General features: G+C 64.9%; 20 protein-coding genes. 16 read left to right on the plus strand and 4 right to left on the minus strand.

Translation table 11 applies throughout. The annotated features are described in order from the left end of the window. Nucleotides 1-23 precede the first annotated feature (23 nt). Entirely contained in the window at nucleotides 24-1,058 is a 1,035-nt protein-coding gene (locus tag NQ036_RS11485; protein ID WP_257059101.1) for an Lrp/AsnC family transcriptional regulator, read from the plus strand. 27 nt (nucleotides 1,059-1,085) lie between these two features. On the opposite strand, the gene NQ036_RS11490 is transcribed toward NQ036_RS11485, so the two are convergent. After that, nucleotides 1,086-2,045 (minus strand): Lrp/AsnC family transcriptional regulator, encoded by a 960-nt coding sequence (locus NQ036_RS11490; RefSeq protein WP_373566592.1) that lies wholly within the window; start codon nucleotides 2,043-2,045, stop codon nucleotides 1,086-1,088. 213 nt (nucleotides 2,046-2,258) lie between these two features. Here NQ036_RS11490 and NQ036_RS11495 point away from each other — a divergent pair, with 213 nt between their 5' ends. The 15 genes from NQ036_RS11495 to NQ036_RS11565 all read left to right on the plus strand — a co-directional run bounded on the left by NQ036_RS11495 (nucleotide 2,259) and on the right by NQ036_RS11565 (nucleotide 21,004). Then, nucleotides 2,259-3,203, plus strand: coding sequence for an ABC transporter permease (locus tag NQ036_RS11495; RefSeq protein WP_257049569.1), 945 nt, complete (start codon nucleotides 2,259-2,261; stop codon nucleotides 3,201-3,203). Between the two features lie 9 nt (nucleotides 3,204-3,212). Next, entirely contained in the window at nucleotides 3,213-4,103 is an 891-nt protein-coding gene (locus NQ036_RS11500; protein WP_257049566.1) for an ABC transporter permease, read from the plus strand. A gap of 3 nt (nucleotides 4,104-4,106) precedes the next feature. Continuing rightward, nucleotides 4,107-5,120 (plus strand): ABC transporter ATP-binding protein, encoded by a 1,014-nt coding sequence (locus NQ036_RS11505; RefSeq protein WP_257059103.1) that lies wholly within the window; start codon nucleotides 4,107-4,109, stop codon nucleotides 5,118-5,120. Continuing rightward, complete coding sequence (locus NQ036_RS11510; protein ID WP_257059105.1) at nucleotides 5,117-5,971, plus strand: ATP-binding cassette domain-containing protein; 855 nt, start codon at nucleotides 5,117-5,119, stop codon at nucleotides 5,969-5,971. The genes NQ036_RS11505 and NQ036_RS11510 overlap by 4 nt, the downstream gene beginning before the upstream one ends. A 2-nt stretch (nucleotides 5,972-5,973) precedes the next feature. Next, on the plus strand, nucleotides 5,974-7,452 hold the full coding sequence (locus tag NQ036_RS11515; RefSeq protein WP_257059106.1) for an amidase: 1,479 nt from the start codon (nucleotides 5,974-5,976) through the stop codon (nucleotides 7,450-7,452). 22 nt (nucleotides 7,453-7,474) lie between these two features. Beyond that, nucleotides 7,475-9,022: an ABC transporter substrate-binding protein gene (locus NQ036_RS11520; protein ID WP_257059108.1), complete on the plus strand. Its 1,548-nt coding sequence runs from the start codon at nucleotides 7,475-7,477 to the stop codon at nucleotides 9,020-9,022. A gap of 92 nt (nucleotides 9,023-9,114) precedes the next feature. Beyond that, entirely contained in the window at nucleotides 9,115-10,713 is a 1,599-nt protein-coding gene (locus NQ036_RS11525) for a Na+/H+ antiporter NhaC family protein (RefSeq protein WP_257059110.1), read from the plus strand. Nucleotides 10,714-10,718: 5 nt separating this feature from the next. Then, nucleotides 10,719-12,392 (plus strand): amidohydrolase family protein, encoded by a 1,674-nt coding sequence (locus tag NQ036_RS11530; RefSeq protein WP_257059112.1) that lies wholly within the window; start codon nucleotides 10,719-10,721, stop codon nucleotides 12,390-12,392. A 124-nt stretch (nucleotides 12,393-12,516) separates the two neighbouring features. Then, nucleotides 12,517-13,275 (plus strand): YoaK family protein, encoded by a 759-nt coding sequence (locus NQ036_RS11535; protein ID WP_257049559.1) that lies wholly within the window; start codon nucleotides 12,517-12,519, stop codon nucleotides 13,273-13,275. 97 nt (nucleotides 13,276-13,372) lie between these two features. Further along, nucleotides 13,373-14,998 (plus strand): ABC transporter substrate-binding protein, encoded by a 1,626-nt coding sequence (locus tag NQ036_RS11540; protein ID WP_257049558.1) that lies wholly within the window; start codon nucleotides 13,373-13,375, stop codon nucleotides 14,996-14,998. Next, complete coding sequence (locus NQ036_RS11545) at nucleotides 14,995-15,948, plus strand: ABC transporter permease (RefSeq protein ID WP_257049557.1); 954 nt, start codon at nucleotides 14,995-14,997, stop codon at nucleotides 15,946-15,948. The genes NQ036_RS11540 and NQ036_RS11545 overlap by 4 nt, the downstream gene beginning before the upstream one ends. Next, a complete protein-coding gene (locus NQ036_RS11550) occupies nucleotides 15,948-16,805 on the plus strand; it encodes an ABC transporter permease (protein ID WP_257049556.1) in 858 nt (285 codons plus the stop codon). The genes NQ036_RS11545 and NQ036_RS11550 overlap by 1 nt, the downstream gene beginning before the upstream one ends. Next, nucleotides 16,802-18,673, plus strand: coding sequence for a gamma-glutamyltransferase family protein (locus NQ036_RS11555; RefSeq protein ID WP_257049555.1), 1,872 nt, complete (start codon nucleotides 16,802-16,804; stop codon nucleotides 18,671-18,673). Before NQ036_RS11550 ends, NQ036_RS11555 begins: the two co-directional genes overlap by 4 nt. A gap of 5 nt (nucleotides 18,674-18,678) precedes the next feature. Next, nucleotides 18,679-20,322 (plus strand): ABC transporter ATP-binding protein, encoded by a 1,644-nt coding sequence (locus tag NQ036_RS11560; protein WP_306428324.1) that lies wholly within the window; start codon nucleotides 18,679-18,681, stop codon nucleotides 20,320-20,322. After that, nucleotides 20,315-21,004, plus strand: a complete 690-nt coding sequence (locus NQ036_RS11565) for a GntR family transcriptional regulator (protein WP_257049552.1) — start codon at nucleotides 20,315-20,317, stop codon at nucleotides 21,002-21,004. The genes NQ036_RS11560 and NQ036_RS11565 overlap by 8 nt, the downstream gene beginning before the upstream one ends. Before the next feature lie 34 nt (nucleotides 21,005-21,038). On the opposite strand, the gene NQ036_RS11570 is transcribed toward NQ036_RS11565, so the two are convergent. The 3 genes from NQ036_RS11570 to NQ036_RS11580 form a co-directional block, all read right to left on the minus strand. After that, the gene (locus NQ036_RS11570) at nucleotides 21,039-21,446 is read right to left on the minus strand and encodes a carboxymuconolactone decarboxylase family protein (protein ID WP_257049551.1); all 408 of its coding nucleotides are present in this window, start codon (nucleotides 21,444-21,446) and stop codon (nucleotides 21,039-21,041) included. A gap of 93 nt (nucleotides 21,447-21,539) precedes the next feature. Next, nucleotides 21,540-22,217 carry a cyclase family protein gene (locus NQ036_RS11575; protein ID WP_257049586.1) on the minus strand — a complete coding sequence of 226 codons (678 nt, stop codon included), beginning with the start codon at nucleotides 22,215-22,217 and terminating at the stop codon, nucleotides 21,540-21,542. An 87-nt stretch (nucleotides 22,218-22,304) separates the two neighbouring features. Then, entirely contained in the window at nucleotides 22,305-22,985 is a 681-nt protein-coding gene (locus NQ036_RS11580) for a FadR/GntR family transcriptional regulator (RefSeq protein ID WP_257049550.1), read from the minus strand. Nucleotides 22,986-23,031 lie beyond the last annotated feature (46 nt).

Here is a 23,031-nt window from a genome sequence, read left to right on the forward strand (position 1 = left end):
CCAGAATACGAGATAATGCAGGAATGATCCACGAAAGCCAGGACGATGAGTCAGGGGCGACGGACCCGGTCGACCTCGACATCGTCGATGCGATCCAGCTCCACCCGCGAGCTCCCTGGTCGGTCATCGCCGAACGCGTCGGTGTTTCCGAGGCGACGGTCTCGCGGCGCTGGCACCGGTTGCGGACCTCGGGCCTGGCGTGGTCGGGTGTGGCGCTGCACCCTGCGGTGTCGATGGGCGCCTTCTTGGAGATCCGCTGTTGGTCGGACGACCACGCCACCCTGATAGGGGCGTTGGTGGAACACCCCGATGTCATCACGATCGGACTGACCACGGGGGACTTCAACATCTTCGTGATCATCCTGGGCATCGATCTGCCCGCAGTCCTGCGCCGCGTCTACCAGAACCTGCCGGAACTCGATCTGGCCGACCGCGTACGGGTCAGCCTGTTCCACCGAATATCGGGTGGCGTCAGCTGGCGGCAGGGCCTGCTCAAGGTGCCCACGGCCGAGGCCCCGGTCGCGGGGACCCCACCCGGTGACCGGGAACCGCGGAAGGTCGCGGTCCCCACTGTCGACCTACGTCCCCTCTTCTTGGAGCTGGCCGGGGATGCCCGCGTTCCCGTGCGCGAACTGGCCCGCCGCCTGGATACGACGCCCGGCATCGTGAGCCGGCAGTTGGCCGGGCTGACCGAGCACGACAGCGTCATCTTCCGCTGCGATGTGGCCCGCCCCGACTTCGACTACCAGGTGGGCATCCTGGTGTTGTTGCAGGTGCCGGTGCTGCAGTCGGCCGCCGTCGCCGAGGTTGTGGGTGGCTGGATCGAGACGCGATTCTGTACCGCTACCACCTCGGCGGCGAACATCATCGTGGTCGCCGGGCTGCGCGATCTGCCGGATAGCGACCGGTTCCTCAACAAACTGGCCCGGGTGGATGCCGCGGCCCGAGTCGTGGACGCCCGGATCGTCACCGGGAACACGAAGGTCTACGGCTGGCATCTCGACGGGTTGGGCCGTGCCGCCCGCTGTACCCCCGTCGATCCCTGGGCAATGGCCTAGCCGGCACCCGGGCCCGGCGCGGCGGGATCAGCTGAGCAAGACGGCGTTGCGCTTGTCCGTGTGGATCGCGATGAAGGTATCGCCATCGGTGATCCGGCCGGCCCAGGGTGCTGCTGCTAAGAACTCATCGAGGCTGTTGCGGTGCGCCAGGTCGACCTTGATGAGGAACTGCCAGGGCCCGGCGATTCGTACGGCGTACTTGATCGAGTCATCGGCTCGCAGTTCTGCGCTCAGCGCCGCGACCTGACTGGGGTGGGTCCTGCACACCAATATGTATTCGGCGTCCTTGCCGATCAGGCCGGGGTCGAAGACCGCACGCAATTGCAGGATGCCAGAGGCCCGCAGGGCCTCGACGCGCCGCCGGGCGGTGACGTCGGAGATCCCGATGATGCGCCCCAGTTCCTCGAAAGTGCGCCTGCCGTCCTCGCGGAGTGCTGCGAGCAGTGCCAGATCGCGCTGGTCCAGATCAACGCCTGGGCCCACGTGCAGGTCCACCGGTGCGGGCACCCCCACCAGCATCCGGGAGCGTTCAGCAGTGCTGAGGATCCCCGGGCGCCAGTTGCGGGCAGTGCGCAGGTATTCGAGCACTGGCAGGGTCTGGGCCTGGGCCAGGCCGGCCAGCGCCGGGATCTCATCGAGGTAGAAGTCGACTTCCTGTTCCGGTGAGATCGCGACGTCCGCGATCAGATCGTAGGTGCCCGTGGTGATGTGTGCCCACATCGTCTCCGGTCGGGCACACAGGGCCTTGCTGGCCATTCGGGCCTGTCCCAGTCCGCAGTTGCCCAGCACGATGGCCCCGCGGGCGGGAATGGTGATGGCGCGGATGCGCAGTGCGCCGGAGGCCAACAGGGCCTGGGCGCGGCGCGCGACGGAGCGTTCGTGCAGGCCCAGGGCGGTTGCGATCTTCTGCCAGGAAGCGCGGGCATCGATATGCAAGGATTCTATGATCTTTTGATCGGTGCGTGAGCCGGATTCCGCCACTGGCACCCTCCCCTGATCTCGATTCCAGCGCCTGTCGCTGTCGCTAATCTACATCTCCTGTCAAAAGTTGGCAGAATCCATGCAGGTTTCCCTAGGGTTGTGATCTATTCGACAGATTGCGTGCGGTGGGGCGACTCCGTGGTTCGACCACGGGGCGAACGCCGCTCACACAACGCCCGTGTGTGGACGGTGCGGACACCCGTGGCAGACGGAGGACCAATGGCACGATTCCTGATACGGCGATTGCTGGCGCTGATACCTGTTTTATTGGTCGTCGCCATCGTCACCTTCACGCTCATCCACATGATGCCCGGCGATGCCGCCGCGGTCATGCTCGGCCCCAATGCAACCGAGGAACAGGTTGCGCAGCTGCGCACCAGCCTCGGCCTGGACCAGCCGTTGGTGGTGCAGTTCTTCGCCTGGTTGGGCAATATCCTGACCGGCGACCTGGGCGAGTCCGTCTTCATCCACCGCCCAGTGGCCGAAATCCTCGCCACCGCGCTGGCCCCGACGGTCAATCTGGCCCTGCTGGCGGAGATCATCGCGATCATCGTCGGCGTGCCGGCCGGCATCATGGCGGCCCGCCATGCCGGTTCGGCCCGCGACAAGTCCTTCATGACCGGGGCGATGATCGGCATCTCCATGCCCAGCTTCCTCACCGGTCTGCTACTCATGCTGATCTTCTCCGTGCTCCTGGGGTGGTTCCCGGTGGCCGGCTACCGAGCACTGGAGGACGGGCCCATGGACACCCTGCGGTACCTGGTGCTGCCGGCCGTGGCACTGGGACTCATGCAGGCCGCGCTCATCGCCCGGATGACCCGCACATCCATGCTGGAGACCCTGTCGAAGAACTATATGAAGACCGCGAAGGCCAAAGGCCTGGCCGGCAACAAGATCGTGTACAAACACGCGTTGAAGAACGCCTCGCTGCCGATTATCACAACCATCGGACAGACCCTGGGCACCCTGCTCGCCGGAGCCGCCGTGGTTGAAACGGTGTTCAGCATCCCCGGAATCGGGCAGCTCATCGTCAATTCGATCGAACGCCGCGACATCGTGGTCATCCAGGGAGTCGTGCTGCTGATCGCGGTCGTCTACGTGGTCATCAACTTCATCGTCGACGTCCTGTACAGCATATTGGACCCCCGGGTCCGGATGGCGTGAGGTGACTCAGTGACTACCGAAATGACCACCGGTTCCGCACACCGGCTCAATCGCTCCCGCAGCAGGCGCTCCCTGCTGGTGAAGAAGTTCGGCAAGAACAAGATGGCCCTGGCCGGCGCCGCGATCTTCGTCTTCATGGTGCTGCTGGCGCTGTTCGGCCCCCTGTTCGCCAAGGATCCCATGGCGATCGATCCGATCAATCGTCTTGCCGCGCCCAGCTTCGAGAACTGGTTCGGCACCGACAACTACGGCCGCGATGTCCTCTCCCGTGTCATCGCCGGAGCCCGGGTATCCCTGCTGGTCGGCATCATCACCGCCCTGATCACCGGTGTCATCGGTGGGCTGCTGGGCCTGATCGCCGCCTACAACAGGGTTGCCGACGCCATCATCATGCGCATCTGCGACGGGCTCATGGCCTTCCCCGCGATCCTGCTGGCGATCGCCATCATGGCGGCCCTGGGAGCGAAGACGTCCAACGTGGTCATCGCATTGAGCATCGTCTTCACACCCTATGTGGCGCGCATCGTGCGTTCGACTGCGCTGGTGGTGAAGGAGCAGACCTTCGTCGAGGCGTTGAAGGCCCAAGGCGCATCGTTGTTCCGCATCATCTGCATCAACATCGCCCCGAACGTCCTGTCCCCGCTGGTCGTCCAGATGACCTTCATCTTCGCCGATGCCCTCATCACCGAGGCCGCACTGAGCTTCCTGGGCGCCGGAGTGCCGCCGCCCGCAGCGTCCTGGGGCAACATGCTGCTGGACGGGAAGACCCTGATCTTCAACTCCTGGTGGATGACCGTGTTCCCCGGAGCCTTCATCATGATCACCATTCTGGCCGTCAACCTGCTGGGTGACAGCCTGCGAGATCTGCTGGATCCGACACACAACAAGACGAGGAAGTGACCGATGGCATTCGTACTCGAAGTAGACGACCTGCGTACCCGGTTCACGACCGAGACCGGACAGGTCACTGCTGTCGACGGGGTCTCGTTCAAAGTCCGCGCGGGGGAGATCGTCGGGCTGGTCGGAGAATCCGGGTGCGGCAAGTCGGTGACCGCGGAATCGTTGATGCGGCTGCAGGACCCCGATACCACCGAATACTCGGGAAGTGTGAGCTTCAAGGGGCAGAACCTGCTGGAGGTCTCCGAGGCCCAGATGCGCAAGTACCGTGGTGGCCGGATCTCCATGGTGTTCCAGGATCCGATGAGCTCGCTCAATCCGGTGTTCACCATCGGCAATCAGCTGGCGGAGACCATCCTGGCGCATGAGGACGTCACGAAGAAGCAGGCCATGGCCCGTGCTTTGGAACTGCTGGAGCGGACCGGCATTCCGGAACCGGCCGAACGGCTGGGACAGTATCCGCACCAGTTGTCCGGCGGCCAGCGGCAGCGCGTCGTCATCGCCATGGCTCTGGCCTGCAATCCGGAGCTGCTCATCGCCGATGAGCCGACCACGGCCCTGGACGTCACCACGCAGGAACAGATCCTGGACCTGATTCTGAAGTTGCGCGAGGACTACGCGGCGGGCACCGTCTTCATCACCCACGACCTCGGCGTCGTCGCAGAGGTGTGCGACCGGGTCATCGTCATGTACCTGGGCCAGGTCATCGAGGACACCGATGTGATGACCCTGTTCGACAAACCGGCCCATCCCTACACGCAGGGACTGATGCGTTCGACCCCTGCACTGGACACGGACCCCGAGGTAGACCTTCCGGTCATCCCCGGTACGGTGCCCACCCTGAACAATGTGCCGGCCGGGTGCCGGTTCGCGCAGCGCTGCCCCTTTGCGACCGATGCCTGCCGGTCCGCCGTTCCCGAGTTGCGGGAGATCGCACCGGACCATCGGGTGCGCTGCATCCGGGCAGAGGAGATAGCCGCGATGGACGGCCAGGACGCAGGGAAGGAAACGGCGCAATGACAGAATCCACCGTGAGTCCGGCGACTGTGACCGCCCCGCTGCTGCAGGTGAAGAACCTGGACAAGGTCTATTCCTCGCACAATCCGTTCTCTTCGAAACGCCGGGAGAACCACGCGGTCAAGGGGATCAGCTTCGACATCCCAGCCGGGACGACCTACGCGTTGGTCGGCGAGTCCGGTTCGGGAAAATCGACGACCGGCAGGATGATCCAGGGTCTGGAGGAACGCACCGCGGGCACGGTCGTCTACGACGGGCGGGAGATCGACCTGGGCAAATCCCGGTCGATCACCGAACGCCGGCAGATCCAGACGGTGTTCCAGGACCCCTACTCCTCGCTCAATCCGCGCCGGAGGATCGGGACGATTCTGGCCGAAGCGCTCAAGATCGTGGGCGAACGCTCGCCCGAGGTGATCCGTAAACGGGTCTTGGAGAGCCTGGAGCAGGTGGGCTTCGGGGCAGAACACGCCGGAAGGTTCCCGCACGAATTCTCCGGCGGACAGCGGCAGCGCATCGGCATCGCCCGCGCTCTCATGGTGGATCCTCGCCTGCTGATCCTGGACGAACCGGTGTCGGCGCTGGACGTGTCGATCCAGGCCCAGGTCCTCAACCTGCTGCGTCGGCTGCAGCGGGACACCGGCCTGACCTACTTCTTCATCTCGCACGATATGAGCGTGGTCCGCTATATGGCCCACCGAATCGGCGTCATGTACAAGGGCGAGCTGGTCGAAGAGGGCACCCCGGAGCAGATCTTCGGCGATCCGCAACACGAATACACCAAGAAACTGCTGAAATCCGTTCCCATCACCCACCCCAGTATGAGGCGGGCGCGGACTGGGAAGCAGGAAGGATGACGATGGAGCAGCAGGAGCACGGGTCCATCATCGGCGCCAGGGCACGAGACCTGGCGGCGTCCGTCCGCACCGGTGAGCACAGCGCCCGGGAAGTGGTCGCCGCCCACCTCGACCGGATAGCCGAGGTGAACTCGGCAGTCAACGCCCTCCTGGACGTTCAGCCGGAGACGGCCCTGGCGCAGGCAGCGGCGATCGATGCGATGCCGCCCGAGGTCCGCAGCAGGCTGCCGTTGGCCGGTCTGCCCGTCGCGGTGAAGGACCTGATCCCTGCCCGGGGCTTCCGCTATACCCAGGGTTCGCCGATCTTCGCCGAGAGGGTGGCGACGACCGACCATGTGGTGGTCGAGCGCATGCGCGCAGCCGGTGCCGTCATCGTGGGCAAGAGCAATACCCCGGAGTTCGGCCTGGGCTCCCACACCTTCAACCCGGTCACCGGGGTGACCCGCAATCCCTATGATCTGGACAAAACGGCCGGCGGCTCCTCCGGCGGCGCGGCAGCCGCCCTGGCCTCGGGCATGCTGCCGATCGCCGACGGCAGCGATACGGGCGGTTCCCTGCGCAATCCGGCATCGTTTTGCAATGTGGTGGGCATGCGGCCCTCCCTGGGCGCGGTTCCCAACCACCCCGGTGGTTACGGATTCGGAACCCTGTCGGTCAAAGGGCCAATGGCACGCTGCGTGGCCGATGTGCGTCTACTCTTTGACGTGATAGCGGGCCGGCACCCCCTCGATCCACTGTCCGCCGACACCCTGCCAGGGCCCAAGGGCGCGGGACCCGCCGCGGCATGGTCACCGGACGGCGGCATGGGCATTAGAGCGGCGTGGACTCCCGACTTCGGGGGAGAGATCAGCGTCTCCGCCGAGGTCCTATCCGTCTTGTCCCCTGCGATCGACCGGCTGGCCGCTGCCGGCTTCCGGATGGAATCGGGCCATCCCGACCTGGGCGGGGCCCGCGAAGCCTTCCGCACCCTGCGCGGCCTGCAGATGTTCAACAACCTGGCGCCCCTGGCCCGCGACCATGCCGATCAGATGAAAGAGGACGCTCTGTGGAACGCCCGCGTCGGGCGGGACGTCACGGGCGCCCAGGCCTCCGGGGCACTGGCCACTCAGTCACGGGTGTTCCAGAAGATGGCCGGGTTCCTCGAAGACGTGGACATTCTGCTCACTCCCACCTGTCAGGTGGCACCGTTCGACGTGCACGAGCGGTATCCGCGCAGCATCGACGGTCGGGTCCTCGATGACTACCTCGAGTGGATGACCCTGCCCAGCATCATCACCCTGACCGGCCACCCGGCGATCTCCATCCCGGCGGGGTTCACAGCCTCCGGGCTGCCCGTGGGCCTGCAGGTCGTGGGCCGCTACCGGGATGACCGGACCCTGCTGGCTATGGCACAGGTGGTAGAGGCGGTGGTCGGATCCGGACACATCGCACCGCAGGCCGACCTGTCCACAGCCCGCGACCGCTTTCCGACGATTCACTGAGATTCACTGAGGAACGAACGACATGAAACGATTGATCGCCGCGGTCTGCGTGAGCGCCTCACTGCTGTTGACCGGCTGCATGGGTGGCGGCCTGGGGGATTCCAAGGGCTCCGGCCCGAACGACTTCACCTTCGCTTTCAATGCCCAGCCCACCACCCTGGACCCGATGATGGCCACCGCCACTGCCACCCGCGACATCTCCAGGAATTTCCTGGAACCCCTGATCGCGGCGACCGATGACGGACAGGTCAAGCCGGTCCTGGCCTCGAAATTCTCCATGTCGAAGGACAACCGCGCTATGAACTTCACCCTGCGACACGGGGTGAAGTTCCACAACGGCGACACCATGGACGTCGACGACGCGGTCGCCTCGGTCCAGGCCTGGTTGAACAAGACCGGCTCGGGTAAACAGTTCTTCGCCAAGGCGACCGTGGAGAAGACGGGCGACGACACGCTGCGGTTGAACCTGCCCGAACCCCTGGCCGTCGCGCCCACCCTGTTCGCCGATATGCTGCAGGGTCCCGTGATCCAGCCCAAAGAGGTCATGGAAGCCGCCGGGGACAGTGCGGTCACCGACTACACCGGCACCGGTCCGTACAAGTTCGAGGAATGGCAGACCGACCAGTTCGTGCGCCTGTCGAAGTTCGACGACTACGTATCCCCAGCAGGGGAGGCGAAAGATGCCACGGGGCACAAGGAAGCCCACTTCGACAACATCTTCTACTACTTCGTAACCGACCAGTCGACTCGCATGTCGGGGTTGCAGACCGGTGAATACGATGCGGCCAATGTCCTGCCCCCGGATAATTTCGGAATGTTGGACGGCAATAAGGACCTGACCGTCGAGGTGACCGAACTGGGGTTCAACGCTGCGGTGTTCAACAAGAAGACCGGACCGATGGCGAATCCGAAGATGCGTCAGGCCGTGCTGGCCGCGGCGAATACCGAGGACATCCAGAAGGCCGCATTCTCCGACCGCAAGTTCTACGACACCGATGGTGCGTTGGCCCCGCCCTATTCGCCGTGGAATTCCAAGAAATACCTGGAACGTTATAACGAGAAGAACCCCGGGGACGTCAAGAGGCTTCTGGACGAAGCCGGGTACAAGGGCGAACCGATTCGGATCCTGACCTCGCGCGAATACGAGGACCACTACAACAATGCGGTGGTGCTCAACCAGCAGCTGATCAATGCCGGGATCAAATCTCAGCTGGTCGTCACCGACTGGGCGACGGTCCTGCAGAACCGCACGGATCCGAAGGCCTTCGAAATCTTCATCACGGGTTCGAACGCGCCGACGAATCCGCTGACCGCCGTGTATTTCAATAAGACCTGGCCAGGCTGGACGGACAGCAAGGCCCTGGATACCGTGTCGGACAAGATCCTGACGGCATCCAGCGAAAAGGATGCTCTGACCCACAAGGACGAGTTGCAGAAGGCCTTCTACGACTATCTGCCGATCGTCAAATTCGGTAAGAAGAGCGGCATCATCGCCTTCAACAAAGAGTTCACCGGCTACCGGTTCTCGGCCGTCTCCGGCGATCTGATCTACAACATGCAGAGGAAGTAGGCGCCGTCCCAGCAGACGTCCGATGACCATGTGATAGGTTCAACCCCGTTTGATCTGGAACACAAACCAAGGAAACAGGGAGAGACGTACTCATGGCGAACACGCCGCCCACCGGGTCCGGGGCCTCGGGCCCGGACGACCCGCAGCACCCAACCCATCACCGCAGTGCCAGGGGCCGGGAGGCCCAGGCCGCGGCTGACCAGGGTGATCTGACGACTGCGACGGCCACGCGGAAGGCCGGTGGCACCGCCGCCGACATCAGCGGGCAGGCGCAGGACGCCGAATCCCACAACACCTACGAGGTGACCCTGTCCAAGGGGCGGCGGATCACGGTCTGGACGCTCAGCGCCCTGGGCGTCATCGCCTCGGTCGTGGCGGCGTTCTTCACCAACGGTCCCACCCTGTGGGGCCTGCTGCCGATCGTGCTGTACGCGGTCCTGGCGATCCTGGGCATGGACATCGTGGTGGCCACCGTCATCGCGATCGTCTCCGGCTTCATCATCGGCAAGATCGACCTGATCGACGTCGGCAAGATCATGGGCGATTCCCTGTCCGACCAGATCACCATGATCGGCCTGATCATCATGCTGGGTTCCGGCGTGGGCGAGATCCTCAAGATCACCGGCGTCGCGCAGCGAATCGTCACCGGGGTCATGCGGGTGTTCGGCAAATGGGGACGCCAGGCCGTGGTGATGGGCGTGATGATCTCCTGCCTCATCCTGGTCGCGGCCCTTGGCACCCTCGCCGGGGCAATCGCGATCGCCGCCCCCATCCTGCTGCCGATCACCGCCCGCCTGAAGTACACGAAGTCCGCCACAGCGGCGATGCTGTTCATCGGCGGCTGTGCTGGCCTGGCACTGGCGCCGTTCGCCGGCTCCAATGTCGCGATCATGGAGGCCGCCGGGGTCAACTACGGCCAGTATCTGCTCTACGGCGCCGGCCCCCTGGCGATCCTGTCGCTGGCCCTGGGCCTGCCCGTGGTCGCCTGGATGCAGAAGCGCACCGGCGGCGACGTCGAGGACTACTACACCGCGGACGAGGTCGGTGCCGAGGACACCGCGCACGTGCCCGGATCGGGCCGCGCCACCGCCGTCTTCCTGGTCATCCTGCTCGCCTCGGTCGTCTTCGCCACCATGACCTCGGCCGGTACGCAGTTCCCGCTCATCGCCCTGCCCGTCCTGGGCGTGGCCACGGGGCTCGCGGCCCGGATGAGCATCTCCGCGATCGTCACGGCCGTCTACCGCGGTTGCGCTGCCGTGGTCAGCATCTTCATCCTGTTCTGGCTGCTGGCGGCCCTGTTCAAGGTGATCGACGAACTGGCCCCGTTCCAGGTCATCCTGGACATCTTCGGCCCGCAGCTGCAGTCGGCCTCGCCCTTCGTCTTCTCCATCATCATCGCCCTGCTGGGCTGGGTGGGCGTGCCCGGTGCGACCGCTGCGCAGGTGGTCCTGCTGGACAAGGTCTTCGGCGACGTCGGCACGGCCCTGGGCGTCACCGCAAGCAGCTGGACCATCGTGCTGCTGTTCGCTTCGAAGGCCGACACCTACGGTCCGTTCCCCAACGGCAATATGGTGGGTGTGATGGGTCTGGCCCGCTCCACCAACCTGAAGAACATGATGCTCACCGGCTGGATGCTGCTGGTCCCGGCCTGCATCATGTACGGCATCATCCTCTTCTTCGAAACCAGGTGACACACATGCTCGACATCCTCATCGTCAACGCACAGATCGTCGACGGCACCGGGTCCGGGCGCTACCCGGGCGAGCTCGGCGTCAAGGACGGCCGGATCGCGCACCTGCGGGCCACCGGGCCGGCCGGCGCCACGGGGCCCGCTGCGGGCACGGCCGAGGCCTCGACCGCCGGCGGGGCCACCGCCGGCGCGGGTGCCCCGGCAGGCTCCCCACAGGCAGTCCGCGTCATCGATGCGGCCGGCCACGTGGTCAGCCCCGGGTTCATCGACCTGCACTCGCACGCGGACTTCTCCATCCAGGCCTCGCCGGCCGCCGAGACCCAGCTGGTTCAGGGAGTGACGACCGCTCTGACGGGCAACTGCGGATCCTCGACCTTCCCGGCGCGCTCGCTGGAGGACATCCGGCGCGACAACGCCCACCTGGACGCGGGCTTCACCGGCGAGTGGACGGACGCCGCCGGGTTCTTCGCAGCTTTGGACGAGACTCAGCCGGGGATGAACATCGCGGTGCAGGTGGGCCTGTCGTCCATTCGCTCCTACATCCTGGGCCCCGGCGACGTGGCGCCCGACGACGCCCAGTTGGCCGCGATGCGCCGCGAGGTCGCCAAGGCGGCCGAGGCCGGAGTCCACGGCTTCTCCTCGGGTTTGATCTATGCGCCGGGGTCGTACTCGACCCCGCCGGAGGTTGCAGCCCTGGTCGCCGAGGCGGCATCGCACGACCTGCTGTACTCGACCCATATGCGCAATGAGTCGCACTCTCTACTCGACTCGGTGCGCGAGGCGATCGCCGCAGCCGAGGCCGGTGGCGCCCGGCTGGAGATCTCGCACCTGAAGGCGATGGGACCGGAGAATTACGGCAAGCCGGCCGCCGCACTCGAGCTGATCGAAGCGGCCCTGGCACGCGGTGTGGACGTGACGGCCGATGTGTACCCGTACACGGCCTCGTCGACGCGCCTGACTTCCCGGCTGCCGGGCTTCGCGATGGACGGTGGGAAGGACGCGCTGCTCGAACGCCTGGCCGAATCCGAGGTCAGGGCCCGGATCGCAGCCGGCATGGCCGAGCGCTTCGGACGCGACATCGACCCGGCCGGCGTCGTCATCGCCTCGGTGGGCCCGCAGTCGGGCGTCGGATCCTATGAGTGGACGGTCGGTCTGTCGCTCGAACAGATCGGGCAGCGCGACGGCTGCTCGCCGCAGGAAGCGGCCATGCGCGTGCTGCAGGCCCACGATGCCGCCGTCGGGATCGTCAACCACGCGATGGACCCGGCAGATGTCGCCCGCGTGCTGGCCCACCCCCTGGTGTCGGTGGCCAGTGATGGCTGGACGATGAACACCGAGCGGGTGGGCAAGCCCCACCCGCGTTCCTTCGGTACCTTCGTGACTGTGCTGGGCCACTATGTGCGTGAAACAGGACTGCTGACCCTTGAAGAGGCCGTGCGCAAGATGACCAGTGCGCCGGCGGCGCGGATGGGGCTTGTCGACCGTGGCGTGTTGGAGGTGGGCCGGGTCGCCGATGTGGCGGTGTTCGATCCGGATACGGTACGGCAGAACGCCACCTACGATGAGCCGTGGCAGTTGGCGACCGGTGTGTCCACCGTGCTGGTGGGTGGCAACGTGGCGGTCGACGCGGGCAGGGTCGTGCCCGAGCGCTTCGGTCAGGCCCTGCGCAAGAACGGGTGAACGGCGGCGAGGCCCCGGCCGCTGGTGAGCGGACCGCGGGCTGCGGTAGCAGCGAAATATAGAATGCCCTCGGCGGCCGTCTTCAGGCGGCCGCCGAGTCATTCCCTACGTCGAACGGATACCCATGGCCGATACCCAGTCCACGAAGTCCCACCCACAGTCCCAAGCGGTGGAGCCCGCACAACCGCGATTCCTGCGGGTGGAGACGAACCTCCACCTGGTGCTCATGCTGAGCCTGACGTTCACCACCGGGATGGTCGATGCGATCGGCTACCTGGGCCTGGACAAGGTCTTCACCGCGAATATGACGGGCAACGTCGTCATCCTGGGCATGGGCCTGGTGGGCGGGCGCGAGGTCTCCGACGGCTCCGGCCTGCCCGTCCTGGGCCCGACGATCGCCCTGTTCGCCTTCATGATCGGGGCCGTCATGGCCGGGCGCATCAACCGCAGTTCGGCCAAGGGCTGGAGCAGTACGACCACCGCCATGTTCCTGACCACTGGGATCGGCGTAACCCTGCTGGGGGCTGCGGCCATTCCATTCGCCCCGGTCGCCTACACGGTCTGGGGCTTCATCGTCACCGGTCTGCTGGCCCTGTTCATGGGGGTGCAGGCGGCGACCGCCCGCCGGCTGGGCGTCGCGGATGTCACTACCGTCGTGGTGACCTCGACGATCACCGGGCTGGCAGCGGATTCGCGCCTGGCCGGCGGAGACGGGAACAAATGGCCCCGCCGCCTGCTGGCAGTCGTCGCGATCCTGGTGGGCGCAGCTCTGGGAGCTCTGCTGGTCAAAGCCGGTGTGGGCCTGGCCCTGTTGGTGGCGGGCCTGGTCATCCTGGTGCTGATCTGCACGGGCCATGCGCTGGTGAAGCGGGCCGCGGCATAGTTTAAGAGCAGAGGACTTTGAGACGCAGTCTCATATGGTGGAAGTGTATACAAACAGGAAACAAACCTCTGATTGTATATGTTCCTAGGAGGAAACTGTGATAAAACGACTCATCACTGCAGGTGTGGCAGTGGGAACGGTGATGGTCATGCTCACCGGCTGTGTTCCCGTCCAGCCCATGCAGGACCCGCCGGACCGTCCAGACGTCACCTCGGTGACCCTCGACGGCAAGAAGATCAAAGAGGGCGGCGACCTGAAGATGGCGTTGTCCAGCGAGCCGGACAAGCTCGACCCGACGACCTCGTCATCGCTCTACACCCGCTATGTCATGCAGACGATGTGTCAGAAGCTCTACGATATCGACGCCCGCGGTGAGCTCGTTCCACAGCTGGCCACGGCTCTGCCGAAGTCCGAGGACGGCGGTAAACGAGTGACCATTCCGGTGCGCACCGACGCGAAGTTCGCAGACGGTACCGCGTTCAACGGGCAGGCGGTCAAGACCACCCTGGAACGTGGTATCAATCTGAAGAGCTCGAAGCGGAAGTCGGAGCTCGGGCCCATTTCCAAGATCACCGCTTCCCCTGACGCGGTCGTGATCGATTTCGAAAAGCCCTATGCGCCATTCGCCGCCGCTCTGGCGGATCGCGCCGGCATGATCATGTCGCCCAAAGCGCTGGCCGATCAGGGGGAGGACTTCAGCAACAACCCCGTGTGCGTCGGCCCCTTCAAATTCGCCGAGCGGATTCCGCAGACTTCCATCAAGGTCGTGCGCGATCCGTTGTATTACGATGCGCGGCACGTTCACCTGGATTCGGTGACCTACCAGATCATGACCGATGCGAACATTCGAGCAGCCAATATCCGTTCGAAAGACGTGCAGGTGGCGGATACGATCTCCCCGCAGGACATCGACGCTCTGCAGAAGGAGGGTATCGGCACTCTGCAGGTCGGTTCTCTGGGGTACCAGGGTGTGACCGTGAATATCGGTAACCAGGACGGAGTCGGCCAACCCGCGAAGCAAATCGACTCGCCGATGGCCAAGGACGTGCGCGTCAGACAGGCGTTCGCCAAAGCCATTGATCGTCCCGCGTTGACCAACGCGGTGTTCAACGGCTGGTATGAGCCGGCTTGTTCGTTCATGCCCGCGAACTCGCCCTTCAGCTCCCCGGAGGCACAGCAGTGTGTCGGGCACGATCCCGAGGGCGCGAAGAAGCTGTTGAAGGAAGCGGGTGTCTCCCTGCCGATGAAGATCGAGATCAAGGTCTCGAACGCGCAGGACACCCTCCGATATGCGCAGGCGCTGCAAGCCCAGGTCAAGGATGCCGGATTCGACCTCAAGGTGACTCCAATGGAGTACACCGCGCTCTTGGACGCCCAGGACAAAGGCGATTTCGACCTCATCTACTTGGGCTGGTCGGGCCGGATCGACCCGAACGACAACAGTGCCAAGTTCTTCCAGACCGGGGGCGGAAACAACTACGCCGGGGTGTCCGATGGGAAACTCGATGAACTTTTCGATCGGGCGGCCTCGCAGGGGGAAGACAAGCAGCGTTCGGCCACCTACGGGCAGATCGTAGAGCGTCTCAACAGAGTTCTCCCGACGGTCTACCTGTACCGCCAGCGCAACCTCACCGCTTATACGAATGATGTCGCGGGCATCGACGTGTACTCCGACGGCGTCGTCCATCTGTCGAATGCGGCCTTTGTGGAGGATGAAGCATGATCCGATTCATCGCCACCAAGGTTCTTCAATCACTCATAACCTTCATCATCTCCGCGGTCCTCATCTTCGCCGGGGTCAGGGCTCTACCCGGCGATCCCGCATTGGTGATGGCAGGAGAAGACGCCACCCCGGATCAGCTTGCCCAGATTCGGGCCGATCTGGGCCTGGACCAGCCAATGGTGATTCAGTTCTTCCACTTCATGGGCAATATCTTCACCGGAGACCTGGGGACCTCGACCAGGACCGGGCAGACCGTCGTGCATATGATCTCCACGACCCTGCCGGTGACTCTGTGGTTGGCGGCCTATGCGGTGATCGTCGCAGTCGTCGTCGGCATCGCCCTGGGCATGATCGCGGAGCGGTTCCGCGGCCGCTGGCCTGAGGGAGTCGCCAACGTGGCAGCCCTTTTGGGCCTGTCGATCCCGAATTTCTGGTTGGGCCTCCTGGCCATTCTCCTCCTGGCCGTCACTTTGAACTGGTTCCCCGCATCCGGGTATGTCGCGATGACGGAGAATCCGCTTAAGTGCATCTACTACCTGACTTTGCCGGCGGTCATCCTGGGCGTCACCCTGGCCGCAGTCGTCACCCGTCAGACTCGGGCGTCGATGATCGAGACGATGTCCACGGACTATGTGCGCACGGCCCGGGCCAAGGGGCTGCACCCGGCACGGATCCTCTTCCGTTATGGGCTGCGGAACTCCTTGACCGTGTTGGTGACGATCATCGGACTGCAATTGGGTGGGCTGATTTCCGGAGCCGTGGTGACCGAACGGATATTCGCACTGCCGGGAATCGGCAAGCTCACCCTTGACGCGGTATTCAGCCGTGACTATCCGGTGATTCAGGCAGTCGTCCTGGTCATCACGATCTTCTACATCGTGATTAACCTGGCAGTCGACCTGCTGTACTCCGTTATCAATCCGCAGATCCGCGTGGGAGGCGGTCGTTGATGAGCACTACGAAGACCAAGAGGAGCTTCCTGCGCAAGCTGTTGGGCAATCCGCTGGGCTCGATCGGCGCGGTGATGGTCCTCATCGTCGTGATCGTGGCAGTGCTCGCGCCTCTGCTGGCGCCACATGGTTTCGCGCAGACGAACTTCAGCGTACCCTTCCAGATTCCGTTCACCCAGGGGTATCCCCTGGGCACGGACGACCTGGGTCGCGACATCGCCTCGCGCCTGTTCTACGGGGTGCGAGCTTCCTTGGAAGTCGGCATCCTGGCTGTGGCAATGGCCGTGGTCATCGGCACTCCATTGGGCCTGTTGTCGGGATACTGGCCCAAGGCGGATGCGGTCATCGCCCGATTCACCGATGTGGCGCTGGCCTTCCCCTTCCTGATCATCGCGGTCGCCTTCGCCGCCATTGCCGGCGCCAGCCTGCAGAATGCGGCTATGGCCCTGGGGATTGCGCAGATTCCGACTATCGTCCGCGTGGTCCGTGGTGAAACCCTGCGGATCAAGCAGATGAACTTCGTTTCCGCGGCGGTCGCCACCGATGCCTCGCCGCTGAAGATCATGTTCACCCACATCCTGCCCAACTGCGCCAGCGCGATCATCGTCCAGGCGACCGTCATCCTGCCCACGGCGGTAATCGGCGAGGCGATGCTGTCGTTCCTGGGGTTGGGGATCCAGCCGCCCGACCCCAGCCTGGGCATCATGCTCTCCGATGCCCAGCAGTACATCTACCGAGCGCCGTTTGCAGCGGTGTTCCCTGGCCTGGCAATCGTCTTCATCTGCCTGGCCTTCAACCTCTTCGGCGATGCTCTGCGCGATGCGCTGGATCCGAATGCGCGAAAGGAAGCCAAATGACCTACACAATGCCCGATGAGTTCACCACCCGCCCCACTCTCAAGGGCAGTTTCGGCATGTCCGCGTCGACGCACTGGCTGGCTACGGCCAGCAGCCAGGCGGTGTTGGAGCGCGGGGGCAACGCCTTCGACGCCGCGGTCGCAGCCGCCTTCGTCCTCCACGTGGTAGAACCACATCTCAATGGTCCGGGTGGGGATATGACCGGCGTCTTCGTTACCGCCGAGGCGCCGTCCGAGCCAGTGGTCATGAACGGGCAGGGGCCAGCACCGGCCGCTGCGAGCATCGAATCCTACACCGCTATGGGTGTGACCCTGGTGCCGGGAGCCGGCGCTCTGGCGGCCGCAGTGCCCGCAGCGGTGGACGCATGGCTGAAGTTGCTGGAAGAGCACGGTACCTGGGAACTGTCCGATGTGCTGTCGTACGCCATCCACTACGCTGAGGCCGGCCATCCGATCGTCTCCCGGGTGTCCAGCACGATCGCCTCGGTCAAGGAACTGTTCGCCGAACACTGGCCGAGTTCTGCCGCGCACTGGCTACCCGCCGGCGAAGTGCCCGAGCCGGGCACCGTGATGCGCAATCAGGAGTATGCGGATGTGTTGCGCGGCCTGGTGGGGGCGGGGTCGGCCGCAGCGACCAGGGAGGAGCGGATAGCCGCGGCACGTGCCGAATGGCGGAGCGGACGCGTCGCTCACGCGATCGCCGAATTCGTCACGGTTCCGCACCGGCACGCAGATGGCAAGGACCACCCCGGTGTCATCACCTACCAGGATCTGGTGGACGGCCACGCGGAGTTCGAACCCGCTGCCACTGCGACCTTCCGCGGTTACACCATTGCCAAGACCGGTCCGTGGGGCCAGGGCCCCATGCTGCTGCAAGCATTGAAGATCCTCGAGGGATTCGACGATGAGAGGTTGGATCCGTCGACCGAACTCGGTGCCCACACCATTCTCGAAGCCCTCAAGCTCGCCTTGGCGGACCGCGATGTCTACTATGGCGAGGCGGCCGCACGTGATCCGCAGCTTCTGGCAGATCTGCTGTCCGATGAGTACGCGGCCGAGCGTCGCAACCTCATCACCGACACCGCCAGTGCCGAATTCCGTCCGGGTAACCCCGGTGGCCGCACTCCTGTGTTCATGCCGCCATTGGTGACTGCGGAGGAATGGGCGGCCTCGGACGCCGGCCGTGCGGCAACCGCGGGAGTCGGCGAGCCAACGGTCGAACGTGCCACGACCTCGGCCGGCGGAGCCGCTGAGGGCGTGACGGATCCGAACGGAGAACATCGCGGCGACACCTGCCATCTGGACGTCGTCGATCGTTGGGGCAATATGATCTCTGCGACCCCGTCCGGTGGATGGCTGCAGTCCTCGCCGGAGATTCCCGGGCTGGGCTTCTGCCTGGGAACCCGGCTGCAGATGACCTGGCTGGATCCCGAATCGCCCTCGGCGCTGGTTCCGGGGGACCGTCCCCGGACTACGCTGACCCCCACTCTGATCCTCAAGGACGGGGTGCCCGTCTACGCGCTGGGTTCACCCGGTGGCGATCAGCAGGACCAGTGGCAGCTGTCCCTGATCCTGCGCCTGCTGGTTGGCGGTTACGAACCGCAGCAGGCGATCGATGCTCCGATGATCAACACCTCTGCGATGCCCGGATCGTTCTATCCCCGTATCTGGACGCCGGCCGGGGCCGAGGTCGAGGACCGGCTGGGCGAGGACGTCATCGCGGGGCTCGCCGCTCGCGGTCATGCGGTACATCGCGCAGGGGACTGGGCCCTCGGCCGACTGTCCTGCGTGGGCATCGACCCGGCCACCGGGGTGTATCTGGCCGGAGCGAACCCACGGGGCGCCCAGGGATACGCGGCGGGGCGATGAAAGCGATGAGCGAATACGTACTCGAGGTCGAGAACCTCGAAGTCTCCTACGGATCGACCCCTGTGCTGCACGACGTCAGCTTCACCCTGGCACCAGGGGAACGTCTGGGCATCGTCGGCCAGTCCGGATCGGGGAAGTCGACCACTGTTAGCGCGGTGCTGGGCTTGCTGGCCGGTAATGGCCGGATCACCCAGGGGCGGATCCGCTTCGCCGGCGAGGACATTACGAATGCGCCGGATAAGGCGATGCGGCCGTTGCGCGGGACGCGCATCGCCCTGGTCCCCCAGGATCCGATGTCGAATCTCAATCCGACGATGCGCGTCGGCGAACAGATCGCCGATGCGCTGCGTGCCTATGGGATGAGTGATCGAGCGGAGATCGAGCGATCCGTGGTCCGGCTGATGACCGAGGCGGGGATCCCAGACGCCGAGCGGCGCCGGAAGCAGTACCCGCACGAGTTCTCCGGAGGCATGCGGCAGCGCATTCTGATCGCGATCGCCTTGTCGGGTGAACCCGACTTGCTGGTGGCGGACGAACCGACGTCCGCCCTTGACGTGACAGTGCAGAAGCAGATCCTCGACCATCTGCAGAAACTGGTGAGCGAACGCGGTACCTCCTTGCTGTTCATCACCCATGATCTGGGCGTGGCCGGGGACCGGACCGATACGATCCTCGTCATGCACAACGGTCGAGTGGTGGAACGGGGGACTCCACGGCAAGTCCTCCTCCAGCCCGAGGACGACTACACCCAACAGCTGGTCGCAGCGGCACCCAAACTCACGCCCCTGACGGGGGAGTCGACTCGGGTCGATGCCGCGGCAGCGGACGCCGGCTCCGCAGCGGACGCGGCCTCGGCCGCTGCTGTGGAACCAGTCGTCGCGGTCGAAGATCTGACGAAGATCTATCGGCTGCGGGGAGCCGCCGGCTCGGTGACCGCGGTGGACCACGTGTCCTTTACCGCCGACCGTGGCCAGACCACGGCGATCATCGGCGAATCCGGGTCCGGAAAGTCGACTATTGCGAAGATCCTGTTGGGTCTGGAAGAAGCGACTTCGGGTGAGGTTTTCCTGGGCGGGCACCCGGTCCGGACTAAGAGCCGCAGCGAACGGCGCGTGCTCAAACGCTTCGCCCAGCCGGTATTCCAGGACCCGTATTCCTCGCTCAATCCAGCATGGTCGATCGGGGCGATCGTGGCCGAGCCGCTGAACGTGTTCGGCATCGGAACCAAAGCGGAGAGGAAACGGCGAGTCGCCGAGCTCTTGGACCAGGTGGCCCTGCCGGCAGACACCATCGAACGGCACCCCTCCGAATTGTCCGGAGGTCAGCGGCAACGTGTCGCGATCGCCCGTGCGATCTCCTCGCAGCCGGAACTGTTGATCTGCGATGAGGCGGTGTCGGCGCTGGACGTCCTGGTACAGGAACAGATTCTGGACCTGCTGCAGAACCTGCAGGCGGAACTCGGGCTGTCCTGCCTGTTCATCACACATGACCTGGCAGTCGTCGCGAACTTCGCTCAGCACGTCGTCGTATTGCAGCACGGAAAACTGATCGAAACGGGCGAAACCGCGCAGGTGATCGCGCATCCGGCCGAGGAATACACCCGGCGTTTGATCGAAGCCGTGCCCGGTGAAGAATTCACCCATGCGTGATTCTCTTGCCGAACAACTGACCGAACAGTTGCGGCGTGCCATCATATCGGGTGAACTGCAGCCGGGAACCCGTCTGACGGAGAAGGCCCTGGGGGAACGCTTCGGCGTTTCCCGGGTGCCGATCCGGGAGAGTCTGCGCACGCTGACTGCGGACGGGTTCGTGGAATCGCGGGCTTATGCCGGATCCACCGTGAGCCGCCCGCCGGCCGATGAAGCGGAGGATCTGTTCGCAGTGAGGATCGTGCTGGAATCGACGACCGCGCGGCGCGCAGCCGAACGCGCCGCGCGGCAGTCGGCGAACGGCGCGCCGGAAGTCGGCTGGTTCGACATCCGAAAACAGTTGGCCGAGGTGCTGCAAGCAGGTGACACGGCCATTGCGGAACACGACTATCGGAGGTTGGCCGAGCTGAATATGCGCTTCCACCTCCTGATCGCCGAACTCAGCGGCAGGGAGACCCTGACGGCTCTGCTGCGACAGATATCGGGCAAATTGGAATGGCTTTACGCCCTGACGGTTGAACATCGCGGGATCTCCTCTTGGGAGGAGCATCGGCCGATTCTGGCGATGATCGATGCCGGCCAGGCTGGAGAGGCGGGTGCAGCACTGGGCGAACATGTGCAGCGCTCGCGCGATTCCTATCTGACACTGGTGGCCCAGGGGAGCGCAATGGACCACGAATGACCGGGACGGAGCGACTCCCTCCGCCGAGACTCCCTCAGCAGAAGGCCTCGTCGACGGGCACCTGCAGGCCGATCGCCAAACGGTTCGTCTTGTTCGCGGCCGCGACGATCGCCTGGAGTTCTGCGAGCTGTTCGTTCGTCGCGCCCTTGGACTGGGCGGCGGCGGTATGGGACCGGACGCAGTAGGTGCAGTTGTTCGTGCTGGAGACCGCGACGTAGATCAGTTCCTTGACCAGGGGGTCGAGGCTGGTGCCGGGGCCCATGAGCTCCTTGAGTTCGCCCCAGGTGCGCTCCAGGTTCGCCGGGTCGTTGGCCAAGACGCGCCAGAAGTTGTTGATGAAGTCGGTGTTGCGGGTAGCACGGATATCGTCGAAGACGGCCCTGGCGCGCGGGTCAAGGTCGGCATCGTCGAGCAGCGGGAGAATGGGTGAATACTGTTCCATCGAGGGCTCCTTCGTCACACGGGAATGGGTAGTCGGGTCCAAAGTGCGGCCCAGTCCAACGGTACTGCAGTCCGGCGGCTGGGGCCGGGCGCTTCAGCTGTTGGGCACGAAGGCGAAGACACGGGTCGGGAAGTCGGTGCCGCCGACGATTCGCGGCACTCCCACCGCGATGACGGCACCGGTGGCCGGCAGCTGGTCGACGTTGATCAGGTTCTCCAGATGCCACAGCCCGGCCGGGTGGGTGACCTCGCGGTGCACGGGGAAGTGCGGCATATCGCCGGGGTCGATCCCCAGTGTGTCGACGCCCAGGCCCACGACGCCCCGCTCCACCAGGATCCGGGAGGCCTCGATGCCGAAGCCGGGGAACTTCAGATCATCGGTGGTCTCCGATCCCGCGTACTTGAGTTTGTCCGCATTGTGCCTGGCCCACCCGGATTCGATCAGGACGGCGGTGCCGGGCTGGATCGGGCCGTTGGCTTCCTCGAAGGCGGCGATGTCGGCGGGTTCGACGATGGCGTTCGGGTTCTCCTCGGCCTTGTCGCGGATGTCGATGACTGCAGCGGCCAGGACCAGTTCGTCGATGCCGATGGTCGAGGTGTCCGCCCCGCCTGGGACGAAGTGCTCCGGTGCATCGAAGTGGGTGCCCGCATGTTCGAACGTGGTCACCAGGCGGGCATGGTAGCCGTCGGTGTCATGGTGGACGGCGTCGGTGAATTCCACGGCCGGCGCGCCGGGCCAGATGACGGAATCCGGACCAAGGGCCTCGGTCAGGTCGACTAGGTGGAAACCGTGGGTGAAGTTCGCGAAGGCGGCGTCGCGGGCCGCGCGGCCGTTGGCGTTCGTCCGGAGTGGTTCCGATCAGTTCGGTTCGGGCTTGATCGTGCGCAGCCACAGCGATGTCGAATCGACATGACTGTGCATGGCCGACATCGCGCCCAGCGCATCGTGCTCGACGATCGCGCGCACGATCGCGCGGTGCCCGATCAGGCTCTCCAATGCGGCATCGGCATTCGCGATCATGTTGTAGTGGCGGCTGCGCGACCGGATCACCTGGGCGATCGTCGCGGCCGATTTGTTTCCCGCGGCATCGCAGATGAGCGCGTGGAACTCCTCGTCCAGATCCTGCTTGTGTTCCCTGTCCGCGCTCGCGGGGACCTCCATTTCGGCCAACAGGCCGCGCAGCCGGAACACGAGCTCCTCATCGGCCAGTGTGGCCGCCTGGGCTGCGGCCTGCGCCTCGAGCGCCTTGCGGATCTCCAACAACTCGATCAGCCCGTCCAGCGGCACGACGTCGACGGTGAAGGCCAGGCCCTTGAGCAGCTCACTGGGCTGCAGGCTCGACACATAGGTACCGGAACCGTGTTTGACCTCGATCAGCCCGTACCCCTGGAGTTCGCGCAGGGCCTCGCGTAGCACGCCACGGGACACACTCAGCTGTTCGCACAGGCGCGGTTCGGCCGGCAGCTTCTGCCCGGGAGACAGTCTGCCCAGGGAGATCTCCGAGCGGAAGTAGTCGATGACGGGGGATGACTGGGTCATACTTCAAGGTTACCTTTGATCGGCTCTGTGCTCGCCGGAATGGGGG

The sequence above is a fragment of the Brevibacterium sp. 91QC2O2 genome (genome assembly GCF_024580695.1).
Taxonomy (GTDB): Bacteria; Actinomycetota; Actinomycetes; order Actinomycetales; family Brevibacteriaceae; genus Brevibacterium; species Brevibacterium moorei.

Bases quoted from the DNA above. Each gene is read 5' to 3' on its own strand.
- NQ036_RS11485 (WP_257059101.1), top strand. From the start codon at position 24: ATGATCCACGAAAGCCAGGACGATGAGTCAGGGGCGACGGACCCGGTC.
- NQ036_RS11495 (WP_257049569.1), top strand. From the start codon at position 2,259: ATGGCACGATTCCTGATACGGCGATTGCTGGCGCTGATACCTGTTTTA.
- NQ036_RS11505 (WP_257059103.1), top strand. From the start codon at position 4,107: ATGGCATTCGTACTCGAAGTAGACGACCTGCGTACCCGGTTCACGACC.
- NQ036_RS11510 (WP_257059105.1), top strand. From the start codon at position 5,117: ATGACAGAATCCACCGTGAGTCCGGCGACTGTGACCGCCCCGCTGCTG.
- NQ036_RS11515 (WP_257059106.1), top strand. From the start codon at position 5,974: ATGGAGCAGCAGGAGCACGGGTCCATCATCGGCGCCAGGGCACGAGAC.
- NQ036_RS11520 (WP_257059108.1), top strand. From the start codon at position 7,475: ATGAAACGATTGATCGCCGCGGTCTGCGTGAGCGCCTCACTGCTGTTG.
- NQ036_RS11525 (WP_257059110.1), top strand. From the start codon at position 9,115: ATGGCGAACACGCCGCCCACCGGGTCCGGGGCCTCGGGCCCGGACGAC.
- NQ036_RS11530 (WP_257059112.1), top strand. From the start codon at position 10,719: ATGCTCGACATCCTCATCGTCAACGCACAGATCGTCGACGGCACCGGG.
- NQ036_RS11535 (WP_257049559.1), top strand. From the start codon at position 12,517: ATGGCCGATACCCAGTCCACGAAGTCCCACCCACAGTCCCAAGCGGTG.
- NQ036_RS11545 (WP_257049557.1), top strand. From the start codon at position 14,995: ATGATCCGATTCATCGCCACCAAGGTTCTTCAATCACTCATAACCTTC.
- NQ036_RS11550 (WP_257049556.1), top strand. From the start codon at position 15,948: ATGAGCACTACGAAGACCAAGAGGAGCTTCCTGCGCAAGCTGTTGGGC.
- NQ036_RS11555 (WP_257049555.1), top strand. From the start codon at position 16,802: ATGACCTACACAATGCCCGATGAGTTCACCACCCGCCCCACTCTCAAG.
- NQ036_RS11560 (WP_306428324.1), top strand. From the start codon at position 18,679: ATGAGCGAATACGTACTCGAGGTCGAGAACCTCGAAGTCTCCTACGGA.
- NQ036_RS11565 (WP_257049552.1), top strand. From the start codon at position 20,315: ATGCGTGATTCTCTTGCCGAACAACTGACCGAACAGTTGCGGCGTGCC.
- NQ036_RS11570 (WP_257049551.1), bottom strand. From the start codon at position 21,446: ATGGAACAGTATTCACCCATTCTCCCGCTGCTCGACGATGCCGACCTT.
- NQ036_RS11580 (WP_257049550.1), bottom strand. From the start codon at position 22,985: ATGACCCAGTCATCCCCCGTCATCGACTACTTCCGCTCGGAGATCTCC.